Below are 25,474 nucleotides of genomic sequence, written 5' to 3' on the forward strand. Positions count from 1 at the left end.
CGCATCGGAAGGTCGAACATGTCCCGCATACGTACCATCGGCGCCGCGATCGCCGGCGTCAGCCTCGCCCTGTCCCTGACCGCCTGCGGCGCCGACAGCGACCCGCTGGCCAGTGGCGACAGCAACAGCAGCGCGTCGGCGTCGGCGGTCACCGTCGGCTCGGCCAACTTCGCCGAGAGCGAGCTGCTGGCCGAGATCTACTCGCAGGCCCTGGAGTCCAAGGGTGTGCAGGTCAAGCGGCAGTTCAACATCGGCGCCCGCGAGCTGTACCTGAAGGCGCTGCAGGACGGCTCGATCGACCTGCTGCCCGAGTACAACGGCGCCCTGCTGGCCGCGCTCTCCACCGGCGGCGTGCCCGAGGGCGTCAGCAGCCCGACCGACGTGCTCGCCGCGCTGAAGAAGGTCCTGCCCACCGGCACCGAGGTGCTCGACCAGTCGGCCGCCGAGGACAAGGACACCCTGACCGTCACCTCGGCGACGGCCACCAAGTACAACCTGAAGAGCATCGAGGACCTCAAGGCGGTCGCGCCCACCCTCAAGGTCGGTGCCGGTCCCGAGTTCCAGGAGCGCTACCAGGGCCTCAAGGGCCTCGAATCGGTCTACGGCGTGAAGTTCAAGGAGTTCAAGGCGCTCGACGCGGGCGGCCCGCTCACCATGAAGGCGCTGGTCGACGGCAACATCGACGTCGGCAACATCTTCTCCACCGACTCCGGCATCGCCACCAACAAGCTGGTCGTCCTCGAGGACCCGAAGAACCTCTACACCTCGCAGAACGTCATCCCGCTGATCCGCACCGAGGCCAAGAACGACAAGGTCTCGGCCGCGCTCAACGCCGTCTCGGCCAAGCTGACCACCGAGAACCTCACCACCTACCTGGCCAAGGTCCAGGTGGACAAGCAGGACAGCGCGACCGTCGCGAAGGCCTTCCTCACCGACAACGGCCTGCTCTGATCATCGACTGACCCCTCACCCGCCGGTCGGTCACGGCCGGCGGGTGAGGACCTGCGGCCCGTCCTCGGTGACGGCGATCGTGTGCTCCGAGTGAGCGGTCCGCGAGCCGTCGGCCGACCGGATCGTCCAGCCGTCCTTGTCATACTTGATCTTGTCGGTGGTCGCGCACAGCCACGGCTCGATCGCGACCGTCAGACCGGGCTGCAGGCGGATGCCACGCCCCGGCCGGCCGTCGTTGTGGATGTGCGGCGCCTCGTGCATCGTCCGGCCGACCCCGTGGCCGCCGAACTCCATGTTCACCGAGAACCCGTACTCCCGGGCGACGCCGCCGATCGCGGCCTCGATGTCGCCCAGCTTGCCGCCCGGCTTGGCCGCGGCGATGCCCGCCTCCAGCGCCACCTCGGTCGCCTCGATCAGCCGCAGGTCGGCGTCGGCCGGCGTACCGGCGATCACCGACACCGCCGAGTCGGCCACCCAGCCGTCGATCGCCACCGCCATGTCGATGCTGAGCAGGTCGCCGTCGCGTAGCTTGTACGAGTGCGGCAGCCCGTGCAGCACCGCGTCGTTGACCGACAGGCAGAGCACGTTGCGGAACGGGCCGCGCCCGAACGACGGCGAGTAATCCCAGTAGGACGACTCGGCGCCGCGCTGCTTGATCCGCCCGCGAGCGTGGTGTTCCAGATCCATCAGGTTGACGCCGGGCTGGGTCATCCCAGCCAGCTCGGCCAGCAGTTCGCCGACGAACTGCCCGGTGACGGCCATCCGGGCGATCTCCCCGGGCGCCTTGAGCTCGATCACGTTGACCCCTCCTCTATGCGGTATAGTTATACCACCGCCGGAGAGGAGCCCCATGATCCGCCCACCGCTCACCCCGGACCTGATCGCCGCCGGCCGGCGTCTCGGCGCCGCGCTGCGCACCGCCCGCGGCGACCGCAGTCAGGCCGAGGTCGCCCTCGCGGCCGGCATCTCCCCGGAAACCCTGCGCAAGATCGAGGCCGGCCGCGTGCCCACCCCGGCCTTCGGCACCATCGTCAACCTCAGCGAGGTCCTCGGCGTGCCTCTGGCCGACCTCGCCGACACCTGGCTCACCGCGGTCCCGGTCAATTCCTGAAAGATCAAACCCGATTCGGCGTACGGTGTTGAGCCGCCCCCGCGTTACGATGCCGCCACCGTAGGAGATGTCCACCCGGGGGCGAGAGCGTGGCCGCGACGACCCGTTCCGTGCAGATCCTCGGCCCGCTGCGACTGCGGCGCGACGGCGCCGACGTCGATCCCGGCCCCCGCCGCCAGGCCCTCCTGCTGACCCTGCTCGCCGCCCGGGCCGGTCGTCCGGCCGCCACGAGCGAGCTGATCGACCTGCTCTGGGGCGACGACGTCCCGGCCAGCGCCCTCAACATCCTGCAGAAGTACGTCGGAGCACTCCGGCGACTCCTCGAACCGCACCGGCCGGCCCGCGAGGCCGGCTCGTTCCTGCAGCTGCGCGGCAACTCCTACCTGTTCACGGCCGATCCGTCGGTGCTCGACGTGGCCGCCTTCCGCGACCTGGTCCGGGCCGCCCGTGGCGCCGACCCGGAGACCGCCCTCGACCACTACGCCGAGGCGCTCGCCCTCTGGCGCGGCCCGGCCGGCGACGGCCTTGCCGACGGGACGGCCGCGGCCACGATCCTGGCCGACCTGGACGCCGAGTTCTACGCCGAGTGCGTCACCGCGGCCGAACTCGCCGCCCGCCTCGACCGGTCGTCGCGGATCCTGCCCGCGCTGCGCCTGGCCGCCTCGATGTCCCCGTTCCACGAACCGGTCCAGGCCGCCCTGGTCACCGCGCTCGGCGCGACCGGGCACCCGGCCGAGGCCCGGTCGGTGTTCCGCACGGTCCGCGACGGGCTCGCCGAGGAACTCGGCCTCGACCCGGGCGCCGCCCTGCAGGAGGCCCACCGGCGCGTATCGGGGCAGGTCACGGCCCGGCCGGCACGGGAAGAGGAGCCGGCCGGGACCGGGCTGGTCGGGCGCGTCGGCGAACTGGCCGTGCTGCGGCGGGCCGTGCAGAGCGCCGTCGCCGGCCGCACGGCCATCGGCATCGTCGAGGGCGAACCCGGCGCCGGAAAGACCCGCCTGCTCACCGAGGCCGCCGCCCTGGCCACCGGACACGGCGCCCTGATCGCCTGGGGCACCTGCCTCGAAGGCGGCGGTGTCCCGTCGATGTGGCCGTGGGAGCAGGCGCTGAGCCGGATCGCCGCCGACCTGCCGGACCCGGACCGGGAGACGTGGCTGGCCGGGGACCTCGGGATCCTGCTCGGCCCGCGCGGCGATACCCGGGCGATCCCCGGCGGCGACGCCCGGTTCCGGCTCTTCGAACAGGTCGTCGCGTTCGTCCGGCAGGCCGCCGTGCGCCGGCCGACCCTGCTGGTCCTGGACGACCTGCAGTGGGCCGACGCCGGGTCGCTGCAACTGCTCGGCCACCTGGCCGCACGGCTGCCGGCCGGCACCGCGATCATCGGCGCGCTGCGTGACCGGGCCCCGATCCCCGGCTCGGGGCTGTCGCGGGTCCTGGCCGCGGCCGGCCGGCTGCCCGGTCACCGGCGGCTGCGGCTCGGACCCCTCGGGCCGGGCGAGGTCGCCCGGCTGATCCGGCGCGAGACCGGGCACGAGCCGGAGGAGGCGGTTGCCCGGGCGGTTCACGCCCGTACGTCGGGAAATCCGTTCTTCGTCCTTGAAGTGTCCCGACTGATCAGCGAAGCCGGCGGCAGCGCCACCGTGCCGGCCACGGTGCGTGACGTCGTCCGGGACCGGATGGCCGGACTCGACCCACGAGTCACCGAACTGCTGCACGTCGCCGCCCTGATCGGCCGCGACGTCGACGTGCGGCTGCTGGCCCGCGCGGCCGGGCTCGGCGTCGCCGCATGCCTGAGCCGCCTCGAACCGCTGCACGGGCTCGGCCTGCTCGAACCCGGCCCGGACGACCCGGCCGCGCTGCGGTTCGCCCACGACCTGGTCCGCGAGTCGATCTCCGAGACCACGACCCGGCCGCACTCCGTCCGGCTGCACCTTCAGGTCGCGGACGCGTTGGAGAGCACGCACGGTGACGACGAGACCGTTGCCGAGCGTCTCGCCTACCACCTGTGGGCGGCCGGTCCCCTGGCCGAGCCGGAACGCACCGCGGGCGCCCTCATCCGGGCCGGACGCCGCGCCGCGACCCGGCTCGCGTTCGAATCGGCCAACCGGCAGCTGCGCTCGGCCGTGCAGGTCACCCGCGCGTCCGGGCTGATGGACCTCGAACTGTCCGCGCTCACCCTGCTGGCCATCGTCGTGCGCCGCGAGTCGGGCTACGACGCGTCCACGTTCGACCTGCTCGAACGCGCCGAATACCTGGCCCGCGGCCTCGGGCGGGACGCCGAGGCGGCCGACTTCTTCTTCATCCGGGTGATGGGCGCCTACACGTCGATCGAGCCGGGGCGCGGCGACCTGGCCCGCCGGATGCACGACCTCGGCCTGGCCTCGGACGATCCGGCCGTGCGCCGCTACGGCCGGCAGGCGTGGGGCCTGCACCGCTGGGACGTCGGCGACATCGACGGCGCCTACCGGTCGTTCACCGAGGACGACGACGGCGACCCCGGCCCGCCGACCCCGCTGCGGCTCGACGGGGCGATCCCGGGGGAGGGGCCGGGCTGGCGGGCCGTGACCACCGCACTGCACGGCGACGTCGGCACCGCCCTGGCGTTCGTCGACACCTGGGACGATCCCGGCGACCCGTACGCGACCTCGGTCTGGGTCTACTACACAACCATGATCGCCACCATGGCGGGCGACCCGGCCCGGGCCGTGCACGCCGCCGAACGTTGGGACGAGAACGGCCTCGGCTCGCAGATCGACCATTACATCCGGCTGAACCGGTGCTGGGCCCGAGCCCTGACCGGCGACGACCCGGCCGGGCCGGCCGCGGAGGCCGAACGTCTGCTCGCCGCCCACCTGCTCGACCCGCCGCAGTGGGGCGTCGCGTTCCACTACGGCCTGATCGCCGAGATGTGGCTGGCCGCCGGGGATCCCGGCCGGGCCGCCGACGCCCTCGACCACGCCGACCGGGCCGTCCGCGAGCACGGCCAGCGCTACGCCGAGGGCCTGCTCCTGATGCTGCGGGCCCGACTGGCCCAGGCCCGCGGTGAGCCGGCCGTGGTCGTGCGCGCCGCCGCCGAACAGGCCGGCACTCACGCCACCACCCGCGGCGTGCACCTGTTCGCCCGCCGCGCCCAGCAGTTGCTATCCGAGCGTCTTCACCATTAGAAGCGTCGGGCCGTCCCAGATCAGGCCCCGGATCTCCTCCAGCGCGACGAACCCGCGGGCGCGATAGAACGCTCGCGTCTGCGCGTACCCGTCGTGCTCGAACGACTCGCCGGTGGTCTTCACCTGCAGGAGCCGCACCCCGTCAGCCCGAAGATCGTCCTCGACCGCCGCGACGAGCAGCGAGCCCACGCCGGTGCCCCGCACCTGCGGATGCACGGCGATGAGATGCAGCTCTGCCGACTCGGGAAAATGCCGGCGAACCAGCGCGACCCCGACCGTCTCGGAATCCCTGACCGCCAGGTAGCTCGGCAGGACGGCGGCGTCGTCCACGTAGTCCAGGACCGCCTCCTCGATGCCGAACCAGGACGGCAGGGCCCGCAGGATCCGGCCGGTCGCCGAGGGGTCGGACCGTCGCTCGATTGTCGTCACGCCGCGACCCAAGCACCGACCACCCCGCAGCGCGAGGGAATTTCGCCGCCCACCTCGGGCCGCGTCGATGCCGTGGTCGAATAGTGCCCTCGGACGGAGGGATCGCATGACCGACCTGAGTGCACTCGCCCGTGGACTGTCCGCGCCCAAGGGCTTCGTCAGCGCCAGCCTCGCCGGTCCCGCCGGTAAGGCGATCCGCCTGCTCGGCGGCATCCCCGCGCCCGAGGCACTGCCGGTCGAGGCGATCGCCCGAGCCTCGGAGCGGGTGTGGCGCGACGCCGGCGCGGACGCCCTGCAGTACTCGGCGCCGCACGGTTTCGACGCTCTGCGGAACTGGATCGCGACCCGGGAGGGCGTCGACCCGCGCCGGATCGTGGTCACCAACGGCGGCATGCACGGGCTGACCCTGTCGGTGCTGACCGTGGTCGAGCGCGGCGCTACGGTGGCGGTGGACGACCCGGTCTTCCCCGGTTTCCTGTGGGCCCTGGAGGTCAGCACGACCCGGGTGCTGCCGGTTCCGGTCCGCGGCGACGGCTTCGACGTCGACCATCTGGCGGCACGGCTCGCGGCGGGGGAGCGGATCGCCGCCGCCTACACGGTCCCCGACTTCCACAACCCGGCCCAGGTGAGCCTGCCGGCGGCGAAACGGCGGGCCCTGATCGAGCTGGCCGAGCGCTACGGCTTCTACGTGATCGTCGACGACCCGTACCGTGAGCTGCGGTTTTCCGGTGTTGATCAGGGTGTTGCGGATTTTCACGACTCGGACCGGGCGATCCACGTCAATTCGTTCACCAAGACGCTGGGGGCGGGCTGGCGGGTCGGCTGGCTGGTGCTGCCCGAGCACCTGGTCGAGCCGGTGACCCGGCTGCGGAACCGGCTCGACGTGCACACCGGTTCGGTCGCCCAGGCGATCGTCGAGCGGCTGCTGCTCGACGCCGACCCGGCCTTCGACGACATCGCCCGCGCCGCCGCCGGGCTCTATCGGGAACGGGCCCGGGTGCTCGTCGACGCCCTGCGAGCTGAGCGCCCCGCGGGAGGCCGCCCGGACCGCCCAGATGTGCGCGATCAGGCCGATGCCCCAGGCCACGATCGACCACAACGGCCAGAAGAACTTGTCCGGGGTGGCCAGCCACCAGACGATGACCTGCGCGATGTTGGCCACGATGTACCAGAGGACGTGGATCCGCACGCCCCACCGGGCCGCGCTCTCACTCTTGTGCATGGTCGGTCGCCGCCTTCTCGATGAGGGCCGCCGCCGCGCCCGGGTGGGAGATGAACACCAGGTGGGAGGCGCCCGGCACGGTCTCGACGTGGGCGCCGGAGCGTTCGGCCATGAATTTCTGCGCGGCCGGCGGGATGATCCGGTCGGCACCGCTGATCAGGTTGTAGGTCGGGATCGTGTGCCACGCCTGCGGCCCCGACGCCGGCTCACCCAGCGCGGCACCGCTGGCCGGACGCTGCGTCAGGGCCAGCAGCGCGGCCTCCTCGGCCGGTAGGTCACCGGCGAAGTTCGGGTGATAAACGGCCGGATCGATGTACAGATCGACCTGCCCGCCCGGCAGCGGCACCGGCCGCAGCGATTCGCCGACCGTGCTGCCCGGGAACTTCTCGACCAGCGACTGCGCGCTCTCCCCGGCCTCCGGCACGAACGCGGCAAGATAGACGAGCGCCCGCACATCAGAACGCGCGGCCGCCGAGATCACCGCGCCACCATAGGAATGCCCGACGAGGACGATCGGTCCCTCGACATGGTCCAGCAGCGCCCCGAGATAGGCCGCGTCCGAACTCAGCCCGCGCAGCGGATTCGGCGCGGCCACCACCGGATAACCGGCCAGGATCAACTGCCGGGCGACCGGCTGGAACCCGCTGCCATCAGCGAACGCGCCGTGCACCAGCACGATCGTGGGTTTCCCGCTCACCATTCACCACCCCTTTGGCTCGGAGAGAAAAGGCACGCCGGGAAAGCTACGAGCGCCCACTGAACGGCCAATTGACCGGGCCGGTCACTGGCGATTCAGTCGGAATAAAGCCGGATTCCGCACCATCAACCCCACGATCAAAACAATGGGGGGGGTACGGCGGTGAAGGTGCACGAGAGAACCGGCGTGCGGCTGCCGCTGCGCGCGCTCGTCCCGTTCGCGGCCGGCTCGATCGGCATGGGCATCTGGGTGACCGTCCCCGGCATCTTCCTGCTCTACTTCCTGACCGACGTGCTGGCCGTGCCGGCCGCCGTGGCCGGCCTCGCGCTGCTGGTGCCCAACGTCCTCGACGTCGTGCTGCACCCGGGCGTGGGCCGGCTCTCCGACGCCGACGTGGCCCGCAGCGGTCACCGGCGGCGGCTTCTGCTGGCCGGCTGCCTGGTCGTGGTCGCCTTCGTGGCCCTGTTCGCGGTGCCCTCGGGCCTGCGCGGCACCCCGGCCGCGGTCTGGGTGGCCGGGGTGCTGATCGCCGGGAACCTGCTCTACTCGCTCTATCAGGTGTCCTACCTGGCCACCCCGGCCGACCTGGGCATCGGCTACCACGAGCGGACCCGGCTGATGGCCTACCGCAATGTGGTCATCACGGTCGGCGTCCTGGTCAGCGGGGTGGCCGCGCCCCTGCTGGCCGGGGCCGCCCCGGGCGTCGGCGACTACGCGCGGATGGCCGTGCTGCTCGGCGCGGTCATGCTGGTGGCGATGCTGACCGGGGTCGGCGGGGTGGCCCGGCTCAACCGGGCCGCGCCCGGCCGCCCGTCCGGGCCGGGCGAGCGCGGGGGACTGCTCGCGGCGCTGCGCGACCGTCAGTTCCGGGCGCTGACCGCGTCGTACCTGACCATGGCGATCACGATGAACCTGGTGCTGGCCGCGATGCCGTACTTCGCCCGGTACGAACTGGGCCGCCCCGAACTGACCACCGTGCTGGTCGGCGCGTTCATGACCCCGGCGGTGCTGGCCACGCCGCTGTGGGTGCTGGTCGCGCGGCGGTTCGGCAAGCAGCGCGGGCTGCTCGTGGCCCAGGCCGCGTTCGTGGCCGGCACCCTCGTACTGGCGCTGGGCGGCGCGGCCGGACTGTCGGTGGTGATCGGGGCGGTGGCCGTGCTGGGCGTCGCGTTCGCCGCCATGCAGCTGATGCCGCTGTCGATGGTGCCCGACGTCATCGCCGCGTCGGGGCCGGGCGGGCCGGCTCGCGCGGGCAGCTACACCGGTGTCTGGACCGCGGCCGAGGCGACCGGGGGCGCGCTCGGCCCGTACGTCTTCTCGGTCTGCCTGGCTCTTGGCGGTTTCGTCGCCGGAACCCGCGATCCCGAGGCGCTGGCCGCGGTCCGCTACGGCTTCACCCTGGTGCCCGCGGTCCTCATGACCCTGGCCGTCGCCCTACAGCGGCGCTACACCCTGGATGCTGCTATCGTTCTGTAAACAGAACGACGGGAGTGCTGGTGAGTGAGTCGGTGGGGGCGAAACTGCGACGGCTGCGCGGCGAGCGCGGGGTCTCGCTGTCCGAGCTGTCACGACGCAGCGGCATCGGCAAGGGCACCATCTCCGAGCTGGAGAACGAACGCCGCGGCGCCCGCCTGGACACCCTGTTCGCGCTGACCACCGCCCTCGAAGCGCCGCTCGGCGCGCTGCTGGACGACGCGGTCCCGGTCGAGGGCGCGTCGGTCGCGGCGGTCCTGCTCGGCCGGTGGCCGATCGAGCCGGACCTGGTCGAGGTCTACCGGGCCACCCTGCACGACACCCCGCAGGACTCGTCGCCGCACGCCACCGGCGTCGAGGAGACGGTGACCGTGGTCCGGGGCCGCGTCCTGGTCGGCCCGGCCGGCGCCGAACGGGAACTCGGCGCGGGCGAGAGCCTGCGCTACCCGGGTGACCGGCCCCACCACTTCCGATCCCTGGGCGGCCCGGCCGAGGTGATCCTGCTCATGCACTACCCACAGCGCACCTCCCAGGAAGGAACCGTTTGACGATGACCGTTGACCAGGAACTGCCCGAACGCAGCCGGATCGTCCAGCAGCACCTGACCGACGCCGGGGTCACCGCCCGGGTCCGGCAGCTCCCGGACTCCGCGCGGACCGCCGCCGAGGCCGCGTCCGCGCTGGGCTGCGAGGTCGGTGCGATCGCCAGCAGCCTGCTGTTCCTCGCCGACGAGGAGCCGCTGCTGGTCATGACCAGCGGGCGCCATCGCGTGGACACGGCCGTGCTGGCCTCGGCGGTCGGTGCCACCACGGTCGCGATGGCCAATGCCAAACAGGTCCGGGCGGTGACCGGGCAGGCCATCGGGGGAGTCTCGCCGGTCGGTCATCCGGCGCCGGTGCGCACGGTCGTGGACGAGGCGCTGAACGAGTACCCGGTGATCTGGGCGGCGGCCGGCACGCCGCACACGGTCTTCGACCTGACCTACGCCGACCTGCTCACCCTGACCGGCGGCCGGCCGTTGAAGGTCGCCGCGGACTAGCTCCAGCCGTGGGTGCGACCGGGCTACCGGGCCGGTGTCGCAACGGCGTGCAGCAGGAAGTCGACCAGTTCGCGGGCGTGCTCGGCGGCGCCCGCGGTCAGTGCGGCCCGCTCGCCGGGCGGGGTGGTCAACGCGTGCATCATCGCCCCACCGGCCAGGGTGTCCAGCAGCAGCGTCACCGACGTCCCACCCGGCAACTCACCCCGGTCGATGCCGCGCCGGATGATGTCCCGCGCCGCCGCGATCTGCGAAGTTCGCAACTGCGCGTAATGCTCGGCCACCCCACCGATCGACGCCGCCTCCAGGTTGAGCCGCAGCGCCGCCTTGCTGCACGGCCCGGCGTAGAGCCCGACCATCTGGGTGGCCAGCTCCACGAGATCCCCGTGCAGCGTCCCGGTGTCGACGTCACTGATCCGCGGCAGCCCCGCCGTCAGCGCATCCGTCAGCAGCGCTTCCTTGCTGCTCCAGCGCAGATAGAGGGTGGCCTTCCCGATCCCGGCCCGCCGCGCCACCGGCTCCATTGCGAACCCGGCCCACCCCGCGTCCCCGAACACGTCCAGCGCCGCCTGCGTGATCCGCCGATCCACCTCCGGGTCCCGCGGTCGTCCCGGCCCGGCCGGCGTCACACTGGTCATCGCCGCCACCCTCCGTATTGCTGAACGGCTCCCGTCAGAATACAGACCAGAACGACCATCATTCCGTACGGGAAGAAAGGTCCTCCTCGGTGATGGGCCGAACCACCCGGCAGGGCACGCCGACCGCGACCGACATCGGCGGGATGTCCCGGCTCACCACACTGCCTGCACCGATCACCGACCCGTAGCCGATGCGCACACCGGGCAGCACGACCACGTTGCTGCCGATCCACACCTTGTCCTCGATGACGATCGGCTCGGAGAACCGCCGGAAGTCCTCCCGCAGGTTCGGGTGGATCGGATGCCCGGTGGTGGTCAGCGTGACCCCCGGCGCGATCATGACCCCGTTCCCGATCCGAATCTCGACATCGTCCACGAAGGTCAGGTTCACGTTCCCGAAGAAGTCGTCACCGATGTGCACGTTGCTGCCGAACCCGGCATGGAACGGCGACAGCAGCACGGTCCGCTCACCCACCGACCCGAGGATGCGTTCCAGCAGCTTGCGCCGCGCGTCCCCGTCGCCGGGCGGCGTGTGGTTGTACTCGAACACCAGGTCGGCCCGCCGCAGCGGATTCTGGAACGACGCCTCCGACTCCGTGTAGAGAAGCCCCCGCCGGATCCGCTCCAGGACCTCGTCCCGCTCACCCATGATCGCCATGAATCCGGTCTACCACGCTTCCCGGCCACGCCGCTCACCCCGGCCGGCGGCCGTTACTGAGCGCAGTTCGTATCAGGCGGGGTCGATCCCTCGGTCGAGCACGCCGGTCAGCGCGCCGGCGAGCACGGCCGTGAACAGGTCCGGTGACGGCGACGTCGGCTCGGCCCGGGACCTGGCGAACTGGGCGGCGAGATAGGGATGCCGGCCCGCTGCGGCGGCGTGGCTGAGGTATGCGCCTTGGCGTGCGGCATTCTCGTTCTGGACGAACAGCGCTGTCAGTCCGGTGGCCCACTGCGCCGGATCACCGCGCGGACCAGCGGATCCTGCACGGTGAACAGGATCCGCTGGTCCGCGTGAGCGCCGCCCGGGCCATCGCCGCCGCCGTGCCCGCCGCACGACTACGCCTCGTGCCCCAAGCCGGCCACTTCCTCTCGCGCGACCTGTGGAGCGTCTACGCCGACGAAGTGCACACCCTCGTCGCCGCCCCCTCAACCATCTGAACCCCAGGATTGTGTACGGACCGGCCGCCGATCGCTTGCCGTCGATTTCTACCGTCGGGGGATGCCTGCCTTCGCCGCCACTGTCGTCACCCTGGTCCTCGGCGCCGGTCTCGGATTTCTTCCGACCTTCCTCATGGAACGGGCCAAACAGCGAACCCAGATCGACACCCGCTGGGATGCCGAGCTGTACCGGGTGTGCGCGGACTTCACCGCCACCGCCCGGCAGCTGATGCACGCCACCGGCCGGCCGCCCGAGGAGCGTGAGCTGGTCGACGACCTCCACGCGCGGCTGCGGGCGCTGCGTGAGCAGATCCGGATTCTCGGGAGCCTGGACGTCCAGGAGTCCGCCCGGCGCATCCAGAGCCATTCCTTCTGGCTGCGCGCCCTCCGCGAAGGCCGCGCCGACGAGGGCGAAGGCAACGACCTCCCGCCGGACCAGCGGGTGATGGCGGAACTGCCCCGGTTCTACGCCGCAGTCCGCCGTCAGCTGCGCGTCCCCGCCGCCGACCAGGTGGATCTCGTCCCGTTCGGCCCGGCCGACGCGCGAATCTCCTGAGCGTCCCGGTCCGAGTCACCCTGCCGTTCGCCACGGCCGCCGTGCTCGTCAGCTATCTATCGAAAGCCATTTCTCGCGAAGCGGCTCATAGCCGCTGCATGTCAATGTTTCCCGAATTTGTGACGGCCGAGCGATAGCTCGACCTGCCGAACAACTCTGACTCGCCCGCGTAGAGAGCCACCAGCATCCCCGGCCGATACCACCAGCCATTCGTAATCCCGTCGACTGACCCCACCGGTTGCATGGAGGACAGGTCGAGACTGTCGACCGCCTCGCCGGACAGCCTGGTGACGGTGTCGGCGACGTCCATGGCTGCGCACGCCATGGCCAGGGACTCAACCCAGCCATCGATACTGCCGTGCAGCGGCACCCACCTTCCGTCTGCACCGCCGGCGACGCCGAAGGTGCCGTCCGAGCTGATCAGGAACGAGTAGGGCACCGCCGTTCGTTGAGGAGCGCCTCGAAGACCCAGCCTTGACCAGGGAAACCGTCTTCTCGCTCCGGGGTGTCAGCCCTGAGCACGCGCGGGCCGGCGGCATCTTCGGGCAGGCCAGGCGCGGCGGGCAGGGCAAGGCCGCCCCATCGAGCGTGATGCTCCACGGCGCGATCTATGACCGCAGGCGGAATTCCGGCTGCTTTCCGGAAGCGCATCACGTAGGCATGTTATCTGCCGCAACTGGTCTCAGAAGATGTTGCGTGACAGACGCAGGTACTTCTGCATGCGGCGGAGGCATTCGTCGCGTTCCGCGGTCTGATCGAATTTGTGCCTGGGGCTGATCTCGATGTCCACGTCCTTACCGGCCGGCGGCGCGGCGAGGGCTTCCTTGCGGAAGGTCTTGTTCGTGAGCTGAATCTTGTCGACCAGGGCGTCGTAGGCATCGCCGAGTTCGGCGGCGTCCATGCGCAGCCAGCGGCGGTGAAACGCCAGGGCCACCTGGACGTCGGCCAGCATCCGGGCCAACTCGTCGCGGATTTCCGCCGTCTCGTTGTGCCGCCGCCGGAATGTGTAGGGAAGCTGTTGGTAACGCTCCACGGAGTCGAGGGCGTCGGCATAGCGGCGCATGCGTTCCGTTCGACGACCGGCGGCGCTGTTGAGCAGGTATCCCACGAGAGCGGTCATGGCCGCCACCGCCGCCACCAGGAGCGGAACGTAGTCCTTCACCGGGCCATTGTGGACGGTCGTTGATCGCGGTGGCAATCGTGCCGCCCGCGCGGATCCGCGGTCCTGCTCGTCGGCCTGATCGAGGAGGCCGCGGGCAACCGTGGCACTCGGTGCGAAGGACGAGTGGCTCAAGGGCAGGGCCGGACTTGCTGGATCTCGCCCGTGTCGGCGTCCAGGACAACCGTCTGGGTGTGGACGGGACCCGCACCGCCGATGAACGGGTCGCAGCCGCCGATCGGAATCGGCTCTCCGCGGAGACCGAGAACGATCAGCGCCACCGGCAGCACGATCAGGAATCGCGGCACCCGCCCCGGAGCGACCGGCGTCGGCGTGTCGAGGTCGATGAGAGGCACAGGGCGAAAGCGTAGGCGCAGTCAGCTGGCCCGCCGCTGAGCCGGGTTACAGCATGCTCGGCGCGGAAGCGTTTGATGAGGTAGCTGACGTTCGGATATCCGATGGCCGCGCCCGGGCCCGGTTCGGCCGGGTGGCGTACTACCGGGCCACCAATTGACCGTTTGGAATCGGCGTGGCCGGGCACGCACCGCCCGGCGCCCGGTAGGTTGAGCCGGCGTTGCACCGTGTCGGCAGAGAAGAGGCGCCCCAGCATGACGACGGACCAGGACCGGCGGGCGCTGTTCGGGCAGTCCACCGCGCTGTTCGCGGTGCTCGCCGGGCGGGATCATCGGCTGGAGTCGGCCAACCCGGCGTTCCTGGCCGCGTTCGGCGAGAACCTGAGCCGGGACCGGCTGGATCACGTCTACCGCACCGGCGCGCCGGCCACCGACCGTGACGTCCGGGTCGAGTCGGGCGCCGGTCCGGACGTACGCGAAGCGTTTTTTGATCTCACGTATGAACCGCGTCTGGATGCCGACGCCGAGGTGACCGGGATCCACGTGATCGGGGTCGAGACCACCCAGGTCAAGCAGGCCCAGCGGCTGATGGCCGAGCAGAGCGCGCTGCTGGAGCAGATCGCCCGGCAGGCGCCGCTGGCCGACATCCTGGACGGGATGGCCCGCCGGATCGAGGAGCTCGCCCCGCAGGAGGTGCTGGTCTCGGTGCTGCTGGCCGACCCGGACGGCCTTCACCTGCGGCACGGCGCCGCGCCCAGCCTGCCCGACTTCTACAACCAGGCGATCGACGGGATCGCCACCGGCGAAGGGGTTGGCTCGTGCGGGACCGCCGCGCATCGGCGTGAGCCGGTCATCGTCACCGACATCGGGAGCGACCCGTTCTGGGACGACTTCCGGGAGCTGGCCGGCCGGGCCGGGCTGGCCGCCTGCTGGTCGACGCCGATCCTGACCCGCGACGGCAGTCTGCTGGGCACGTTCGCCATGTATCACCGGGTTCCGCGCGTGCCGCAGGAGCCGGATCTGGCGTTGGCCCGGGTTTTCGCCGGCACCGCGGCCCTGGCCATCGAACGCCACCACATCGAGCGGGACAAGGCGGTCGCCGAGGCGCAGGCTCGGTCGGCTCACGACGAGCTGGCCAGGGCGGTCCGGGCCGAGCGGGAGTTGCGGGCCGAGGCCGAGCGTCGTGTCGCCGACGCGGCCGAGCTGGCCGCCCGGATGCGCGACGCCGCGGCCGCGCAGGCTGTCGCGCCGCATCCGGAGCGCTGTCAGCTGGGTGGCTCGGCCGGTTGCGCCGAGCCGGCCGAGATCAAGATCGCCGACTCGTGGGGTGACGCGGCGTGGGGCTGTGCCGACCACGTCGAAGAGGCGATCATCAACGTACGGTCGGTGTTCATCGCCAGTGAGGAGCTGGGCGGCCTGGCCGCGTACCGGCATCGCTGAAACGATGAGCCGATGAGGATTCTTGACGGGGATGCCGTTCGTGCTGCCTGCAGCCCCGCGGAGGCCGTGCGGGCGATCACCGCGGCGCTGCGTGGCGGGCTGGACCCGGGCGTCGATCCGGCTCGTCACGGTGTTGCCGTCGGCGCCGGTCAGTTCCTGTTCATGCCGTCGGAGAACGCCCGGCACGCCGGCACCAAGGTCGTGACCATCGCGCCCGGCAACGCGGCGCGCGGGCTTCCACGGATTCAGGCAACCTATTTGCTGTACGACGCGGGAACGCTCGAACTTCGGGCCGTGCTGGACGGGACCGCGCTGACGACGTTGCGGACGCCCGCGGTGTCGGTGGCCGCGGTGCTGCCCCGGCTGGGGGACGAGCTGCGGGTGGCGGTGTTCGGTTCAGGACCGCAGGCGTACGGGCATGTCGCCACGCTCGGCGCGTTTCGGCAGCTCACCTCGGTCACCCACATCGTGCGCGACCCGAGCCGGGTCAAAGGCGCGGTCGGGCTGGGCAGCGCGGCGGCCGAGGAGGTGCTGCGCGGGGCGGATGTCGTCGTCTGTGCCACTTCCGCCCGTACCCCATTGTTTGCCTCTGAATTGATCAAGGACTCGGCCGTGGTCGTCGCGGTCGGGTCGCACGAACCGGACGCCCGGGAGGTGCCCGGCGAGCTGTGCGCCCGCGCCACGGTCGTGGTGGAGGACGTCGCGACCGCGTTGCGCGAGGCCGGGGACGTCGTCCGGGCGATCGGCGAGGGTTTTCTGAAGCCGGCCGACCTGGTGCCGATGAGCGAATTTTCCGCCGGCCCGCTTGATCGGCCGCTGTTCTTCAAGAGCGTCGGCATGTCCTGGCAGGACCTGGTGGTGGCTGAGGCCGTCATCGCCTGAGAAGCGCCGTCATTGCCTGAGAAACAAGGAAGGGCCGGCGAACCGGCCCTTCCTTGCCGGGGGAGTACTAGCAGGTGGGCTCGCCGGACTGGGCCGGCAGGCTGACGGCGTTCCAGGCGGCCTTGACCGCGTTGAAGTTGGTGCAGCTGCCGGGGTACAGGTTCTTGGCCGCCTGCAGCGTCCACACCCGGTACTTCGCGTACGAGGAGCTGGACGTCTTCAGCAGCATCGCGTTGTACATGATCTTGATCGCGGTCTGGATGCCGACCCCGGTCACGCTGGAGCTGTTGCAGGTCGGGCTGGCCGGCTGGCCGTTGCCGCCGCTGCCCTGGGCCAGCAGGTAGAACCAGTGGTTGCCGGGCCCGGCCGCGGCGTGCACCTCCTGGCTCGGGGTGCTGCTGGAGTAGCAGTTGCTGTCACCGGCGAGCGACGGGTTGTACATGTACCGGATCGGGCCGGAGCCGACCAGGTTGACCTCTTCGCCGACCTGGTAGTCGGCCGGGTCGTTCGGGTTCGCCGCGTACGCCTCGGTGGCCGCGCCGAACGTGTCGGCCACGAACTCCTGGGTGCCGCCCTTCGAGATCCCGCCCGGCGTCTTGTCGTCGATGCCGTGGCCCAGTTCGTGCCCGACCACGTCCAGCGACGAGATCCACTTACCGGCGGTGTTCTTGCCGATCTGGAGCTGGGTGCCGTCGTAGTACGCGTTCTGCTGGTTCAGGCCGACCCGGATCGGCCACGCGCCGCCCGAACCGTTCTGGGCGTTGCGGCCCAGCCACGACGAGAGCATCCCGACCTGCTTCTGCGCCACGTACAGCGCGTCCACGCAGCCGGTCTCCTTGCTGGTGCCGACCCCGTTGCCCCACACGTTGTCCGAGCCGGTGAACGTCGCCCGGGTGGACGCGTCCTGGCAGCTCAGGTTCGTGACGGTCGGGTCCTTGAGCGAGTACGTCGAGCCGGACAGCGTCGTGTTCAGCGACACCGAGCCGTTGATCCAGCCGGTTCCGGAGCCGGTCACCTCGGTGACGTGCTCCTCGGTGCCGAGCACCTTGCCGGTGACCGCGTCCACGTCCACGGTGAGCCGGCTGGCGCCCTCGGCGCTGGTGCCGTTGACCGTGGTCTCGTAGGCGAGCTTGGCCGCGGTGCCGTCGGCGGCGACCACGATCAGCCGGGTGCCCTCGACCCCGCTGACGGTCTTGAGCTGCGCCTTCGCCGTCGCCGCGGCCGTCGCGGCGGAGATCGCCGGCGCGGTCGACAACTCACCGATCGGGCTGCTCTGCGCGACCGACGTGTACCGGGTCTGGCCGGCGCCGTCGGTGACCACGACCAGGTCGCCGCCCTTGACGGAAAGACCCTTGTAGGTGCGGTCGTAGGCCGCGTAGGTCAGGCCCTGCGACTGGAGGACCTGCCGCCGCTGGAACGCGTCATGTGAACTGGCCCGCAGCGCGGCCGGCCGGGCGGCCACCACCGAGTCCGCGGCCGCGACGGCGTCCACGGCCGGCGCGGTCGGCTGGGCGGCCGCGGGACCGGAGACCGCGACCAGCGCCGAGGCTGCCGCGGTGCCGACGGCGAGGCCGACGACAAGGGATTTTCGTGCCATCTCGAGCACTCCTCTCCCGCCCGTAGGGGTGTGGGCGGGCTAGACCTCCGATGCGGCGGGGTGGCCGGCACCGGCTGAGCTAGGAGTGACGATATATATGAAGGTCTATTGAAGGAATAGTTTCCTGTGCCTTTCCTATGAACGCCGGAAACATGACCGCTTTACGACGGTTACGACGGTTTCGTGGCGCGAACGGTCACCGCCGGTGTGACCGCCGTTACCAAAGGCCGGATGGTGGAAGAAACCTCCGGCGGGCCGACTTGTCGAGGTCGTGGCCGAGACTCAGACCGTGACCCCACCCGACGACGCGGTGTCCCCCGGGGAACTGCTCCCGTTCGGGCGCCGCTTCCGGATCGTTCTCGTGCTCGGGTTCCTCACCGCGCTCGGTCCGCTCACCATCGACATGTACCTGCCGTCCCTGCCGACCATCACCACCGACCTACACGCCACCGCCGCCGCCGTGCAGCTCACGCTGACCGGCACCCTGGTCGGCCTGGCCTTCGGGCAGCTGCTGGTCGGCCCGCTCGCGGACGCCGTCGGCCGGCGGGTTCCGCTGCTGGCCGGCATCGCCGTGCACGTGCTCGCCTCGGTGCTCTGCGTCCTCGCGCCCAATCTGGCCGTCCTCGGCTCGCTGCGGGTGTTGCAGGGCCTGGGGGCGGCCGCCGCGGCCGTCGTCGCGATGGCCATGGTCCGTGACCTGTTCGACGGGATGGCCGCGGCCCGGCTGTTCTCCCGGCTCATGCTCGTGGTCGGCGTCGCACCGATCCTCGCCCCGACCATCGGCGGCCTGGTCCTGAACTGGACGTCCTGGCGCGGTGTCTTCGTCGTGCTCACCATCGCCGGGGTCGCCATCATGGCGGCGTCGGCGCTGGTCCTGCCGGAGACGCTGCCGCCGGCCCGCCGCCGCAACGGCGGGGTGCTCGGCACGATCCGCGACTACGGCCGGCTGTTCACCGACCGGGTCTACGTCGGCCTGATCCTGGTCGCCGGCCTGGCCATGGCCGCCTTGTTCGCCTACGTCAGCGGCGCCTCGTTCGTCTTCCAGGACGAGTTCGGCCTCAGCGAGCAGGAGTTCGCGTTCGTCTTCGCCGGTGGCGCGGTCGGCCTGATCGGCGCCACCCAGATGAACGTGCGCCTGCTGCGCCGCTGGAACCCGCAGCAGATCATGGGCGGTTCCCTGGTCGCCGGCGTGGTCTTCGGCCTGGCCCTGCTGATCCTGGCCGCCACCGGCACCGGTGGCCTGGTCGGCATCCTGATCCCGCTCTGGCTGGTGATGGTCACGGTCGGCCTGGCCATGCCGAACGCGCCGGCCCTCGCGCTGGGTCGTCACGGGGAAGCCGCCGGCACCGCGGCCGCGCTGCTCGGCGCGGTCCAGTTCGGCGTCGGTGCGCTGGCCGCGCCGCTGGTCGGGGTTCTCGGCACCGGCGCGGTCGCCATGTCGGTCGTCGTCTTCGCCGGGATGCTGGCCGCGACCGTGGTCTGCTTCCTGGTCGTCCAGCCGCACCGTCTCCCGGTCGAGCAGTCCGGCGAGCCGGTGATCGCGCTCGCTCACTGAGGCGTCTTACGCGGGCGTGGCCGGACGGCTGCGCCCGTAGTGGCGGCGGGCCTTCATCCGGTTGCCGCAGACCGCCATCGAGCACCAGCGCGCGCTGTTCGACTTGCTGCGGTCGATCAGGAACAGGCGGCACTCGGCGTTCGCGCACGCCCGCAGGCGCCCGGGGCTGTCGACGCGCAACCCGTCCCAGGCCAGCACCGCGCGGGCCGCCGCCGACCGCCCCGGCGGCAGGTCGAGGGTCCACTCGATCCCCTCGGCCCCTAGCGCGGGACGCCGGGTCACGCCGTCGAGAAACGGCGCGAGGGTTGTCACATCACCCTTTTCGCGTACGAGATCCCGCAGCACCGAACGCACGTCGACCAGCGCCCGCCACTCGTCCTGAGTACCGGGCTGTCCGTGTGTGACCAGCCAGTCCGGGCCGATCAGGTCGTCCCGCGGCACCCCGTCGATCACCGGTGTCGTGTTGAGCAGGGCCAGCAGCAGGTCCTCGTCGGTCGTCGCCACGCTCGCCATTCTAACCCCCAAACGTCGCTTGACAGGTTACACGCTTCCGTGCTTTTGTTCTAACCATCAAACCGACGTACGGAGGTTAGTCATGACCGTGGTGCATCACCGCTACGCGACCGTCCAGGGCCGGCAGCTGTTCTACCGCGAGGCCGGACCCGCCGACGGGCCGGTGATCGTGCTCCTGCACGGCTTCCCGACCAGCTCGTTCATGTTCCGCAACCTGATCCCCGCGCTGGCCGGGCGCTATCGCGTCATCGCCCCGGACCATCTCGGGTACGGACTGTCCGACGCCCCCGCGGCCGACGAGTTCGAGTACACGTTCGACGCGCTCGCCGGCCTCACCGCGGAATTGCTCGCGCAGCTCGGCGTCTCGCAGTACGCGATCTACGTGCAGGACTACGGCGCCCCGATCGGCTGGCGCCTCGCCCTGGCCGACCCGGGCGCGATCACCGCGATCGTCACGCAGAACGGCAACGGGTACGACGCCGGGTTCGTCCCCGGCTTCTGGAAAACCGTCTGGGACTACCAGCAGGAGCAGAACCCGCAGACCGAGGGCGGCATCCGCTGGGCGCTGACCCTGGAGGCCACCCGCTGGCAGTACGTGACCGGCGTCGCCGACGAGAGCGTGGTCAGCCCGGACACCTGGCACCACGACTTCGCGCTGCTGTCGCGGCCCGGCAACGACGAGATCCAGCTCGCGCTGTTCCGTGACTACGCGACGAACCCGCCGCTCTACCCGGCGCTGCACGAATACCTGCGCACCCACCGGCCGCCGGTCCTCGCGGTGTGGGGCGAGAACGACCCGATCTTCGGCCCGGACGGGGCCCGCGCGTTCACCGGCGACGTCCCCGACGCGGAGATCCACCTGCTCGACGGCGGCCACTTCCTCCTGGAATCGGCCGGCGACCAGGTCGCCGACCTGATCAACGACTTCCTCGGCCGGACGGTGAAGGCATGAGCACCACCGGCAGCGACACCTCGGGCGCCCTCGGCGGCAAGACGGTCCTGGTCATCGGCCGCGCCGGTGGCATCGCGGCGGCGATCACCCGGGCCGCCCGTGAGGCCGGCGCGACCGTGGTGGTCGCCGGCCGTGATCCGGAAGCGCTGGCGGCCGCCTACGACGATCCCGGCATCACCGCCGAGCAGGTCGACCTGGCCGACGAGAGCAGCATCGCGGCCCTGGCCGGCCGCCTCGGACACGTCGACCACGTGGTCTCCACGGCCTCGGCCCGCGCTCGCGGGGCCGTCGGCGACCTCGACCCCGGTGCCGTGCTGGCGTCGTTCGAGGTCAAGGTGGTCGGGCCGATCCTGCTGGCCAAACACCTCGCGCCGCGGATGCCGGCCGACGGCTCGTTCGTGCTCTTCTCCGGCGCGTCGGCCCGCAAGCCCACCGTCGGCATGCTGGCCGTGGCCGCGACGAACGGCGCGGTCGACGTGGTGACGCGCGGGCTCGCCGTCGAACTCGCGCCGATCCGGGTCAACGCGGTCTCACCCGGCACGATCGACACGGGTGCCTACGACGCCCTCGGCGACCAGCGCAAAGCCGAGCTGTTCGCGGCCCGCACGGCCACCAGCCCGGCCCGCCGCATCGGCACCGCGGCCGACGTCGCTTCGGCGGTGCTCTTCGCCCTGACCAGCAGTTTCACCACCGGAACGGTCCTGGCCGTCGACGGCGGCGAGCCCCTGGTCTGATCGGCCCCGGCCGGGCTGGACGGGCCGCCCTAGACTCCACGGAAATCGCTCGCGATGGATTCGAGGGGACTGGCCCGATGGCCGAATACGTGCGGGATCTGGCCATGTCCGCGGTCATCTTCGGCTTCTTCGCGTCCAGCTGGTTCGGATGGGCCCAGGAGGCGCCGCCTCGCCGGTGGCGCCCCTGGCTCATCGCCGGTTCCGTGCTCAGCTTCGTCACTCTCGCCGCCGGAATCGTGCTCGCCGTCCGGCACTGGAACGACGGCAGCGCCTTCGACGGCGACACCAGCCGCGTGTTCGGCATCGTCGTCGGCATCGAGTTCGGCGCGGCCGGCCTCGGCGCGATCCTGCTCGCCGTGCGCCACCGCGCCGAACTCATCCCGGTCTGGATCGCCTTCGTGGTCGGCGTCCACCTGTTCCCGGTCGCCGTGATCATGAACTACCCGCTGGTGCACGTGACGGCCGCGCTGGTCACGCTGGCCTCCCTGGCCGCGATCCCGCTCGCCCGGTCCCGCCACCTCACCCCGAGCGCGGCGGTCGGTGCCCCGACCGGCGTGATCCTCGTGGCCACCGGCCTCGTCTCGGCCGTCGCCGCCGCGATCTGAGGTGCCCGGCCCGGCCGGAAACGGTCAGCGGGCGTGAGCCAGGGCCCACTCCAGAGCCTTGTCGGCCACCTGCTCCCAGCCCGGCTCGGCGCAGGTCCAGTGCGAGCGCCCGGCGAATTCGTGGTATTCGGTGACCGTGCCGGGCGCCTTGTAGTGGTGGGCGTTCGACTTGTTCACCGACGGCGGCATGATGTGGTCGGCGCCGCCGGCGATGAACAGCAGCGGGGCCCGGTCCGGGTTGTGGTAGTCGACCCAGGTCTCCTGCTTGCCCGGCTTGAAGTTGGCGATCAGCCCGTACGCCCACACCCAGCTGCCCGGCGCCGGGATCGCATAGCGTTCGTAGGCGGCCAGCGAATCAGAAGCGGACAGCGTGTTGGTGAACGCGTAGTGGAACTGGTCCGGGGTGAACCCGGCCGCCTGATGACGCTTGGCCGGGTTGTCGAGAATCGGGAACAGCGACTTGACCTGCGACGGCGGGGTGACCCGGATGCCCTCCGTCGGCGCCGAGTCGATGACCACCCCGGCCGCGCCGTGGCCGCGGTCGAGGAGCAGCTGGGTGAGGGTGCCGCCGAACGAGTGTCCGATGATGATCGGTTTCTCGGGCAGCGCCGTGATGACCTTCTCGAGGTGGGCGACGGTTTCCGGGACGGTGACCGTGGCGATCGGGGTGGGGTCGGCGCGCAGGGCCTCGACCTCGACCTCGAAGCCGGGGTAGGCGGGGGCGATCACGGTGTGGCCCTGCGCCTCGTAGTACGAGATCCAGTGCTCCCAGCTGCGCGGGGTCACCCAGAGGCCGTGGACGAGAACGATCGTGCTCATGCTTCGTACTCCTTCAGGAACGTCAGCAGGTCGTGACCGAGCTGCTCCTTGTGCGTGTCGGTGATCCCGTGCGGCGCGCCCGGGTAGACGATCAGTTCCGCGCCCTTGACCAGGGCCGACGACGCCATGCCGCCGACCTCGAAGGGCACCACCTGGTCGTCGTCGCCGTGGATGACCAGCGTGGGGACGTCGAATGCGGCCAGGTCGTCGCGGAAGTCGGTGGCCGAGAACGCGGCGATCGACTCGTAGGCGTTGCGGTGCCCGGCGGCCATCGACTGCAGCCAGAACGCGTCCCGGATGCCCGGCGACACGTGCGCACCGGGCCGGTTGTGTCCGAAGAACGGCCCGTCGGCCAGGTCCTTGTAGAGCTGGGAACGGTCGGCCGCGGATCCGGCGCGCAGGCCGTCGAAAACGGACACCGGCACGCCGAGCAGCATCAGCGGCGGCACCGCCGAGACCAGCACGGCCTGGGCGACGCGGGCGGTCCCGTGCCGGCCGATGTAGCGGGTGATCTCGCCGCCGCCGGTGGAGAACCCGACCAGCGTCACGTCCCGCAGATCCAACGCTTCCAGGAGCGAGGACAGATCATCGGCGTACGTGTCCATCTCGTTCCCGTGCCACGTCTGCGTCGACTTCCCGTGGCCGCGCCGGTCGTGCGCGATCACGCGGTAGCCGTTCTCGGCCAGGAACAGCTGCTGCGCCTCCCAGCTGTCGGAGTTCAGCGGCCAGCCGTGGCTGAGGACCACGGGCCGTCCCGTACCCCAGTCCTTGTAGAAGATCTGCGTCCCGTCACCGGTGGTCACGTAGCTCATCGGGCGGCCTTTCGGATCAGGTCGGCGGTGGCGCGGGGCTGGGAGATCATGGCGGAGTGCGAGGAGTTGACCTCGACCTTGTGCGCGCCGGCCCGGGTGGCCATGAAGCGCTGCACGGCGGCCGGGATCAGTTGGTCGTCGCGGGCGACCAGGAAGTACGACGGGATGCTCTTCCACGCCGGCGGCCCGGACGGCGTGCCCAGCGTGCTGGTGTCGCCCGGTCGCTGACCGGCGGCCATCAGGTCGGTCGTCGAGCGGGGCAGATCCCCGGCGAACACCTCGCGGAACACCGCGGGCTTGACGTAGCCGTCGTACCCGCCGGGGTACTGGCGGAAATCCAGCTGCTCCTGACCGAGCTTGGTGCCGGGGTACTTGAGCTGCAGCCCCTGCACGGTGTCGCCCTCGTCGGGCGCGAACGCGGCGATGTAGACCAGCGCCTTCACGTCCGAGCGACCGGCCGCGGCGTTGGTGATCACGAAGCCGCCGTACGAGTGACCGACCAGGACGATCGGCCCGGGCAGGGTGTCCAGGACCGAGGCGATGTAGGCCGCGTCACCGGCGACGCTGCGTAGCGGGTTGGCCGGGGCGATCACCCGGTAGCCGTCGTGCTGCAGGCGACGGGCGACGTCGTTCCAGCCCGAGGCGTCGGCGAAAGCGCCGTGGACCAGCACGATCGTGGGTTTTTGGGAGGAGGCCGCAGCCGGCGCCCCGATCAGGGCACCGGTGGCGACCGCGGCGGAGCCGGCGATCAGGTTACGGCGTGTGGTTGGCATGCCACCAACCTGCTTGATCCACTGATCGCCGGTCATCAGTACCTTGACTGCAAAGGCAACCAGTGCAGCCGGTCGCCCAGCCCGTCGGGTGCGCCCGCGAACGCCCGCTCGACCACGTCACGTCCCTGACTGAAGTGCGACCAGCCCTCGTAGTGCACCGGGATGATCGTCCGCGGCTGGACCAGCCGGCACAGTTCGACCGCGTCGGTCGCGGTCAGGCTGTAGTGCAGGCCGCCGGTGATCGGGAATTTCACCGCGCCCAGGTGCAGCACCATCGTGTCCACGGTCAGCCGCTGCGGGACCTCGCGCAGCTCCGGGTAGAGCACGGTGTCACCGGTGATCCACAGGACGCCGTGCTCCTGGCTGTCCCACTCCAGGGCGAAGCCGATCACCTGGCCGACGATCGGCCTGCTCAGCGCCGGTCCGTGCCGGCACGGGGTGGCGGTCACCCGGATGTCGGAGCGGTCCGGGTCGCTCAGCGTCGTCGACTCCCAGGCCTGCAACCCGCGCCCGCCGACCCGCCGGGACCCGGCCGCCGTGGTGACGACCAGCGGCGCGTCGGCGAGGAGCCGGCGGCCGCGATCGTCCAGGTTGTCGGCGTGATGGTCGTGGCTGAGCAGCACCACGTCGACCGGCCCGACCTCGTCCGGGGTCAGCGCCGGACCGGCCTGCTTGCGCGAGCTCGTCCCCCAGCCGAACGAGTACCGCCGCCCGGGCGGGTCGAACGTCGGGTCGGTCAGGATGCGCCACCCGCCGACCTCGATCAGCGTGGTCGGACCCCCGATATGCGTCACTCGTAGGTCTTTCATGCCCCGACCATGCGCGGCCGGCCGGGCCCACGCATC

At 71.2% G+C, this 25,474-nt stretch carries 27 protein-coding genes and 3 pseudogenes; 15 read left to right on the top strand and 15 right to left on the bottom strand.

The features are described from left to right. Positions 1-18 precede the first annotated feature (18 nt). A complete protein-coding gene (locus tag ACSHV8_RS11865; RefSeq protein WP_436532295.1) occupies positions 19-951 on the top strand; it encodes an ABC transporter substrate-binding protein in 933 nt (310 codons plus the stop codon). Positions 952-981: 30 nt separating this feature from the next. Here the strand turns inward: ACSHV8_RS11865 and map are convergent, their stop codons facing one another. Beyond that, the gene (gene map / locus ACSHV8_RS11870; RefSeq protein ID WP_436532297.1) at positions 982-1,749 is read right to left on the bottom strand and encodes a type I methionyl aminopeptidase; all 768 of its coding nucleotides are present in this window, start codon (positions 1,747-1,749) and stop codon (positions 982-984) included. 52 nt (positions 1,750-1,801) lie between these two features. Here map and ACSHV8_RS11875 point away from each other — a divergent pair, with 52 nt between their 5' ends. After that, positions 1,802-2,062, top strand: coding sequence for a helix-turn-helix domain-containing protein (locus ACSHV8_RS11875; protein ID WP_436532299.1), 261 nt, complete (start codon positions 1,802-1,804; stop codon positions 2,060-2,062). An 89-nt stretch (positions 2,063-2,151) separates the two neighbouring features. Beyond that, a complete protein-coding gene (locus tag ACSHV8_RS11880; RefSeq protein WP_436532301.1) occupies positions 2,152-5,226 on the top strand; it encodes an ATP-binding protein in 3,075 nt (1,024 codons plus the stop codon). Here ACSHV8_RS11880 and ACSHV8_RS11885 read toward each other — a convergent pair. Further along, entirely contained in the window at positions 5,203-5,655 is a 453-nt protein-coding gene (locus ACSHV8_RS11885) for a GNAT family N-acetyltransferase (protein ID WP_436532303.1), read from the bottom strand. The two genes, ACSHV8_RS11880 and ACSHV8_RS11885, sit on opposite strands and share 24 nt — an antisense overlap. A 106-nt stretch (positions 5,656-5,761) precedes the next feature. Between ACSHV8_RS11885 and ACSHV8_RS11890 the strand changes: the two are divergent. Beyond that, a pseudogene (locus ACSHV8_RS11890) lies at positions 5,762-6,664 on the top strand (PLP-dependent aminotransferase family protein); the annotation flags it as partial. A 96-nt stretch (positions 6,665-6,760) separates the two neighbouring features. On the opposite strand, the pseudogene ACSHV8_RS11895 reads toward ACSHV8_RS11890, so the two are convergent. Both ACSHV8_RS11895 and ACSHV8_RS11900 read right to left on the bottom strand, forming a co-directional pair. After that, positions 6,761-6,877, bottom strand: a pseudogene (locus tag ACSHV8_RS11895) (2TM domain-containing protein); the annotation flags it as partial. Then, positions 6,864-7,577, bottom strand: a complete 714-nt coding sequence (locus tag ACSHV8_RS11900; RefSeq protein ID WP_436532305.1) for an alpha/beta fold hydrolase — start codon at positions 7,575-7,577, stop codon at positions 6,864-6,866. The pseudogene ACSHV8_RS11895 and the gene ACSHV8_RS11900, both read right to left, overlap by 14 nt. 165 nt (positions 7,578-7,742) lie before the next feature. Here ACSHV8_RS11900 and ACSHV8_RS11905 point away from each other — a divergent pair, with 165 nt between their 5' ends. From ACSHV8_RS11905 to ACSHV8_RS11915, 3 genes are read left to right on the top strand one after another with little or no spacing between them, the layout of a single operon-like run. Then, complete coding sequence (locus ACSHV8_RS11905; RefSeq protein ID WP_436532307.1) at positions 7,743-9,050, top strand: MFS transporter; 1,308 nt, start codon at positions 7,743-7,745, stop codon at positions 9,048-9,050. Positions 9,051-9,070: 20 nt separating this feature from the next. After that, positions 9,071-9,595 carry a helix-turn-helix domain-containing protein gene (locus tag ACSHV8_RS11910; RefSeq protein WP_436532310.1) on the top strand — a complete coding sequence of 175 codons (525 nt, stop codon included), beginning with the start codon at positions 9,071-9,073 and terminating at the stop codon, positions 9,593-9,595. A gap of 2 nt (positions 9,596-9,597) precedes the next feature. Continuing rightward, positions 9,598-10,086, top strand: coding sequence for a YbaK/EbsC family protein (locus ACSHV8_RS11915; protein ID WP_436532312.1), 489 nt, complete (start codon positions 9,598-9,600; stop codon positions 10,084-10,086). A 23-nt stretch (positions 10,087-10,109) separates the two neighbouring features. Here ACSHV8_RS11915 and ACSHV8_RS11920 read toward each other — a convergent pair whose 3' ends face one another. Further along, complete coding sequence (locus tag ACSHV8_RS11920) at positions 10,110-10,721, bottom strand: TetR/AcrR family transcriptional regulator (RefSeq protein ID WP_436532314.1); 612 nt, start codon at positions 10,719-10,721, stop codon at positions 10,110-10,112. Positions 10,722-10,779: 58 nt separating this feature from the next. Continuing rightward, on the bottom strand, positions 10,780-11,370 hold the full coding sequence (locus ACSHV8_RS11925) for a sugar O-acetyltransferase (RefSeq protein WP_436536743.1): 591 nt from the start codon (positions 11,368-11,370) through the stop codon (positions 10,780-10,782). A 362-nt stretch (positions 11,371-11,732) separates the two neighbouring features. Here ACSHV8_RS11925 and ACSHV8_RS11930 point away from each other — a divergent pair, with 362 nt between their 5' ends. Continuing rightward, positions 11,733-11,879, top strand: a complete 147-nt coding sequence (locus ACSHV8_RS11930) for a hypothetical protein (RefSeq protein ID WP_436532315.1) — start codon at positions 11,733-11,735, stop codon at positions 11,877-11,879. 61 nt (positions 11,880-11,940) lie between these two features. Beyond that, complete coding sequence (locus tag ACSHV8_RS11935) at positions 11,941-12,435, top strand: hypothetical protein (RefSeq protein WP_436532317.1); 495 nt, start codon at positions 11,941-11,943, stop codon at positions 12,433-12,435. 85 nt (positions 12,436-12,520) lie between these two features. Here ACSHV8_RS11935 and ACSHV8_RS11940 read toward each other — a convergent pair whose 3' ends face one another. From ACSHV8_RS11940 to ACSHV8_RS11950, 3 genes are all read right to left on the bottom strand, one after another. Further along, positions 12,521-12,874, bottom strand: coding sequence for a hypothetical protein (locus tag ACSHV8_RS11940; RefSeq protein WP_436532319.1), 354 nt, complete (start codon positions 12,872-12,874; stop codon positions 12,521-12,523). 243 nt (positions 12,875-13,117) lie between these two features. Continuing rightward, a complete protein-coding gene (locus ACSHV8_RS11945; RefSeq protein WP_436532321.1) occupies positions 13,118-13,597 on the bottom strand; it encodes a hypothetical protein in 480 nt (159 codons plus the stop codon). A 128-nt stretch (positions 13,598-13,725) separates the two neighbouring features. Beyond that, positions 13,726-13,950 (bottom strand): hypothetical protein, encoded by a 225-nt coding sequence (locus tag ACSHV8_RS11950; protein WP_436532323.1) that lies wholly within the window; start codon positions 13,948-13,950, stop codon positions 13,726-13,728. Positions 13,951-14,202: 252 nt separating this feature from the next. Between ACSHV8_RS11950 and ACSHV8_RS11955 the strand changes: the two genes are divergently transcribed. Together ACSHV8_RS11955 and ACSHV8_RS11960 are read left to right on the top strand one after the other, a co-directional pair. Then, positions 14,203-15,387 (top strand): GAF domain-containing protein, encoded by a 1,185-nt coding sequence (locus tag ACSHV8_RS11955; RefSeq protein WP_436532325.1) that lies wholly within the window; start codon positions 14,203-14,205, stop codon positions 15,385-15,387. A gap of 12 nt (positions 15,388-15,399) precedes the next feature. Further along, positions 15,400-16,269 carry an ornithine cyclodeaminase family protein gene (locus ACSHV8_RS11960; protein ID WP_436532327.1) on the top strand — a complete coding sequence of 290 codons (870 nt, stop codon included), beginning with the start codon at positions 15,400-15,402 and terminating at the stop codon, positions 16,267-16,269. A gap of 67 nt (positions 16,270-16,336) precedes the next feature. Here the strand turns inward: ACSHV8_RS11960 and ACSHV8_RS11965 are convergent, their stop codons facing one another. After that, a complete protein-coding gene (locus tag ACSHV8_RS11965) occupies positions 16,337-17,866 on the bottom strand; it encodes a M4 family metallopeptidase (protein WP_436532329.1) in 1,530 nt (509 codons plus the stop codon). A gap of 271 nt (positions 17,867-18,137) precedes the next feature. Here ACSHV8_RS11965 and ACSHV8_RS11970 point away from each other — a divergent pair, with 271 nt between their 5' ends. After that, entirely contained in the window at positions 18,138-19,421 is a 1,284-nt protein-coding gene (locus ACSHV8_RS11970) for a multidrug effflux MFS transporter (protein ID WP_436532331.1), read from the top strand. Between the two features lie 6 nt (positions 19,422-19,427). On the opposite strand, the gene ACSHV8_RS11975 is transcribed toward ACSHV8_RS11970, so the two are convergent. Continuing rightward, a complete protein-coding gene (locus ACSHV8_RS11975; RefSeq protein ID WP_436532333.1) occupies positions 19,428-19,925 on the bottom strand; it encodes a CGNR zinc finger domain-containing protein in 498 nt (165 codons plus the stop codon). Between the two features lie 91 nt (positions 19,926-20,016). On the opposite strand from ACSHV8_RS11975, the gene ACSHV8_RS11980 reads away from it, so the two are divergent. The 3 genes from ACSHV8_RS11980 (at position 20,017) to ACSHV8_RS11990 (ending at position 22,225) form a co-directional block, all read left to right on the top strand. Next, a complete protein-coding gene (locus ACSHV8_RS11980) occupies positions 20,017-20,886 on the top strand; it encodes an alpha/beta fold hydrolase (protein WP_436532335.1) in 870 nt (289 codons plus the stop codon). Continuing rightward, on the top strand, positions 20,883-21,620 hold the full coding sequence (locus ACSHV8_RS11985; RefSeq protein WP_436532337.1) for an SDR family oxidoreductase: 738 nt from the start codon (positions 20,883-20,885) through the stop codon (positions 21,618-21,620). The genes ACSHV8_RS11980 and ACSHV8_RS11985 overlap by 4 nt, the downstream gene beginning before the upstream one ends. A gap of 77 nt (positions 21,621-21,697) precedes the next feature. Next, positions 21,698-22,225: a hypothetical protein gene (locus tag ACSHV8_RS11990; RefSeq protein ID WP_436532339.1), complete on the top strand. Its 528-nt coding sequence runs from the start codon at positions 21,698-21,700 to the stop codon at positions 22,223-22,225. 24 nt (positions 22,226-22,249) lie between these two features. On the opposite strand, the gene ACSHV8_RS11995 is transcribed toward ACSHV8_RS11990, so the two are convergent. From ACSHV8_RS11995 to ACSHV8_RS12010, 4 genes and pseudogenes are all read right to left on the bottom strand, one after another. Beyond that, complete coding sequence (locus ACSHV8_RS11995) at positions 22,250-23,044, bottom strand: alpha/beta hydrolase (protein ID WP_436532340.1); 795 nt, start codon at positions 23,042-23,044, stop codon at positions 22,250-22,252. Beyond that, positions 23,041-23,898, bottom strand: a pseudogene (locus ACSHV8_RS12000) (alpha/beta fold hydrolase); the annotation flags it as partial. The gene ACSHV8_RS11995 and the pseudogene ACSHV8_RS12000, both read right to left, overlap by 4 nt. Beyond that, positions 23,853-24,629: an alpha/beta fold hydrolase gene (locus tag ACSHV8_RS12005; RefSeq protein WP_436532342.1), complete on the bottom strand. Its 777-nt coding sequence runs from the start codon at positions 24,627-24,629 to the stop codon at positions 23,853-23,855. The gene ACSHV8_RS12005 and the pseudogene ACSHV8_RS12000, both read right to left, overlap by 46 nt. 35 nt (positions 24,630-24,664) lie before the next feature. After that, a complete protein-coding gene (locus ACSHV8_RS12010) occupies positions 24,665-25,438 on the bottom strand; it encodes an MBL fold metallo-hydrolase (RefSeq protein WP_436532344.1) in 774 nt (257 codons plus the stop codon). Positions 25,439-25,474 lie beyond the last annotated feature (36 nt).

This window comes from Actinoplanes sp. HUAS TT8 (genome assembly GCF_051380535.1).
Taxonomy (GTDB): domain Bacteria; phylum Actinomycetota; class Actinomycetes; order Mycobacteriales; family Micromonosporaceae; genus Actinoplanes.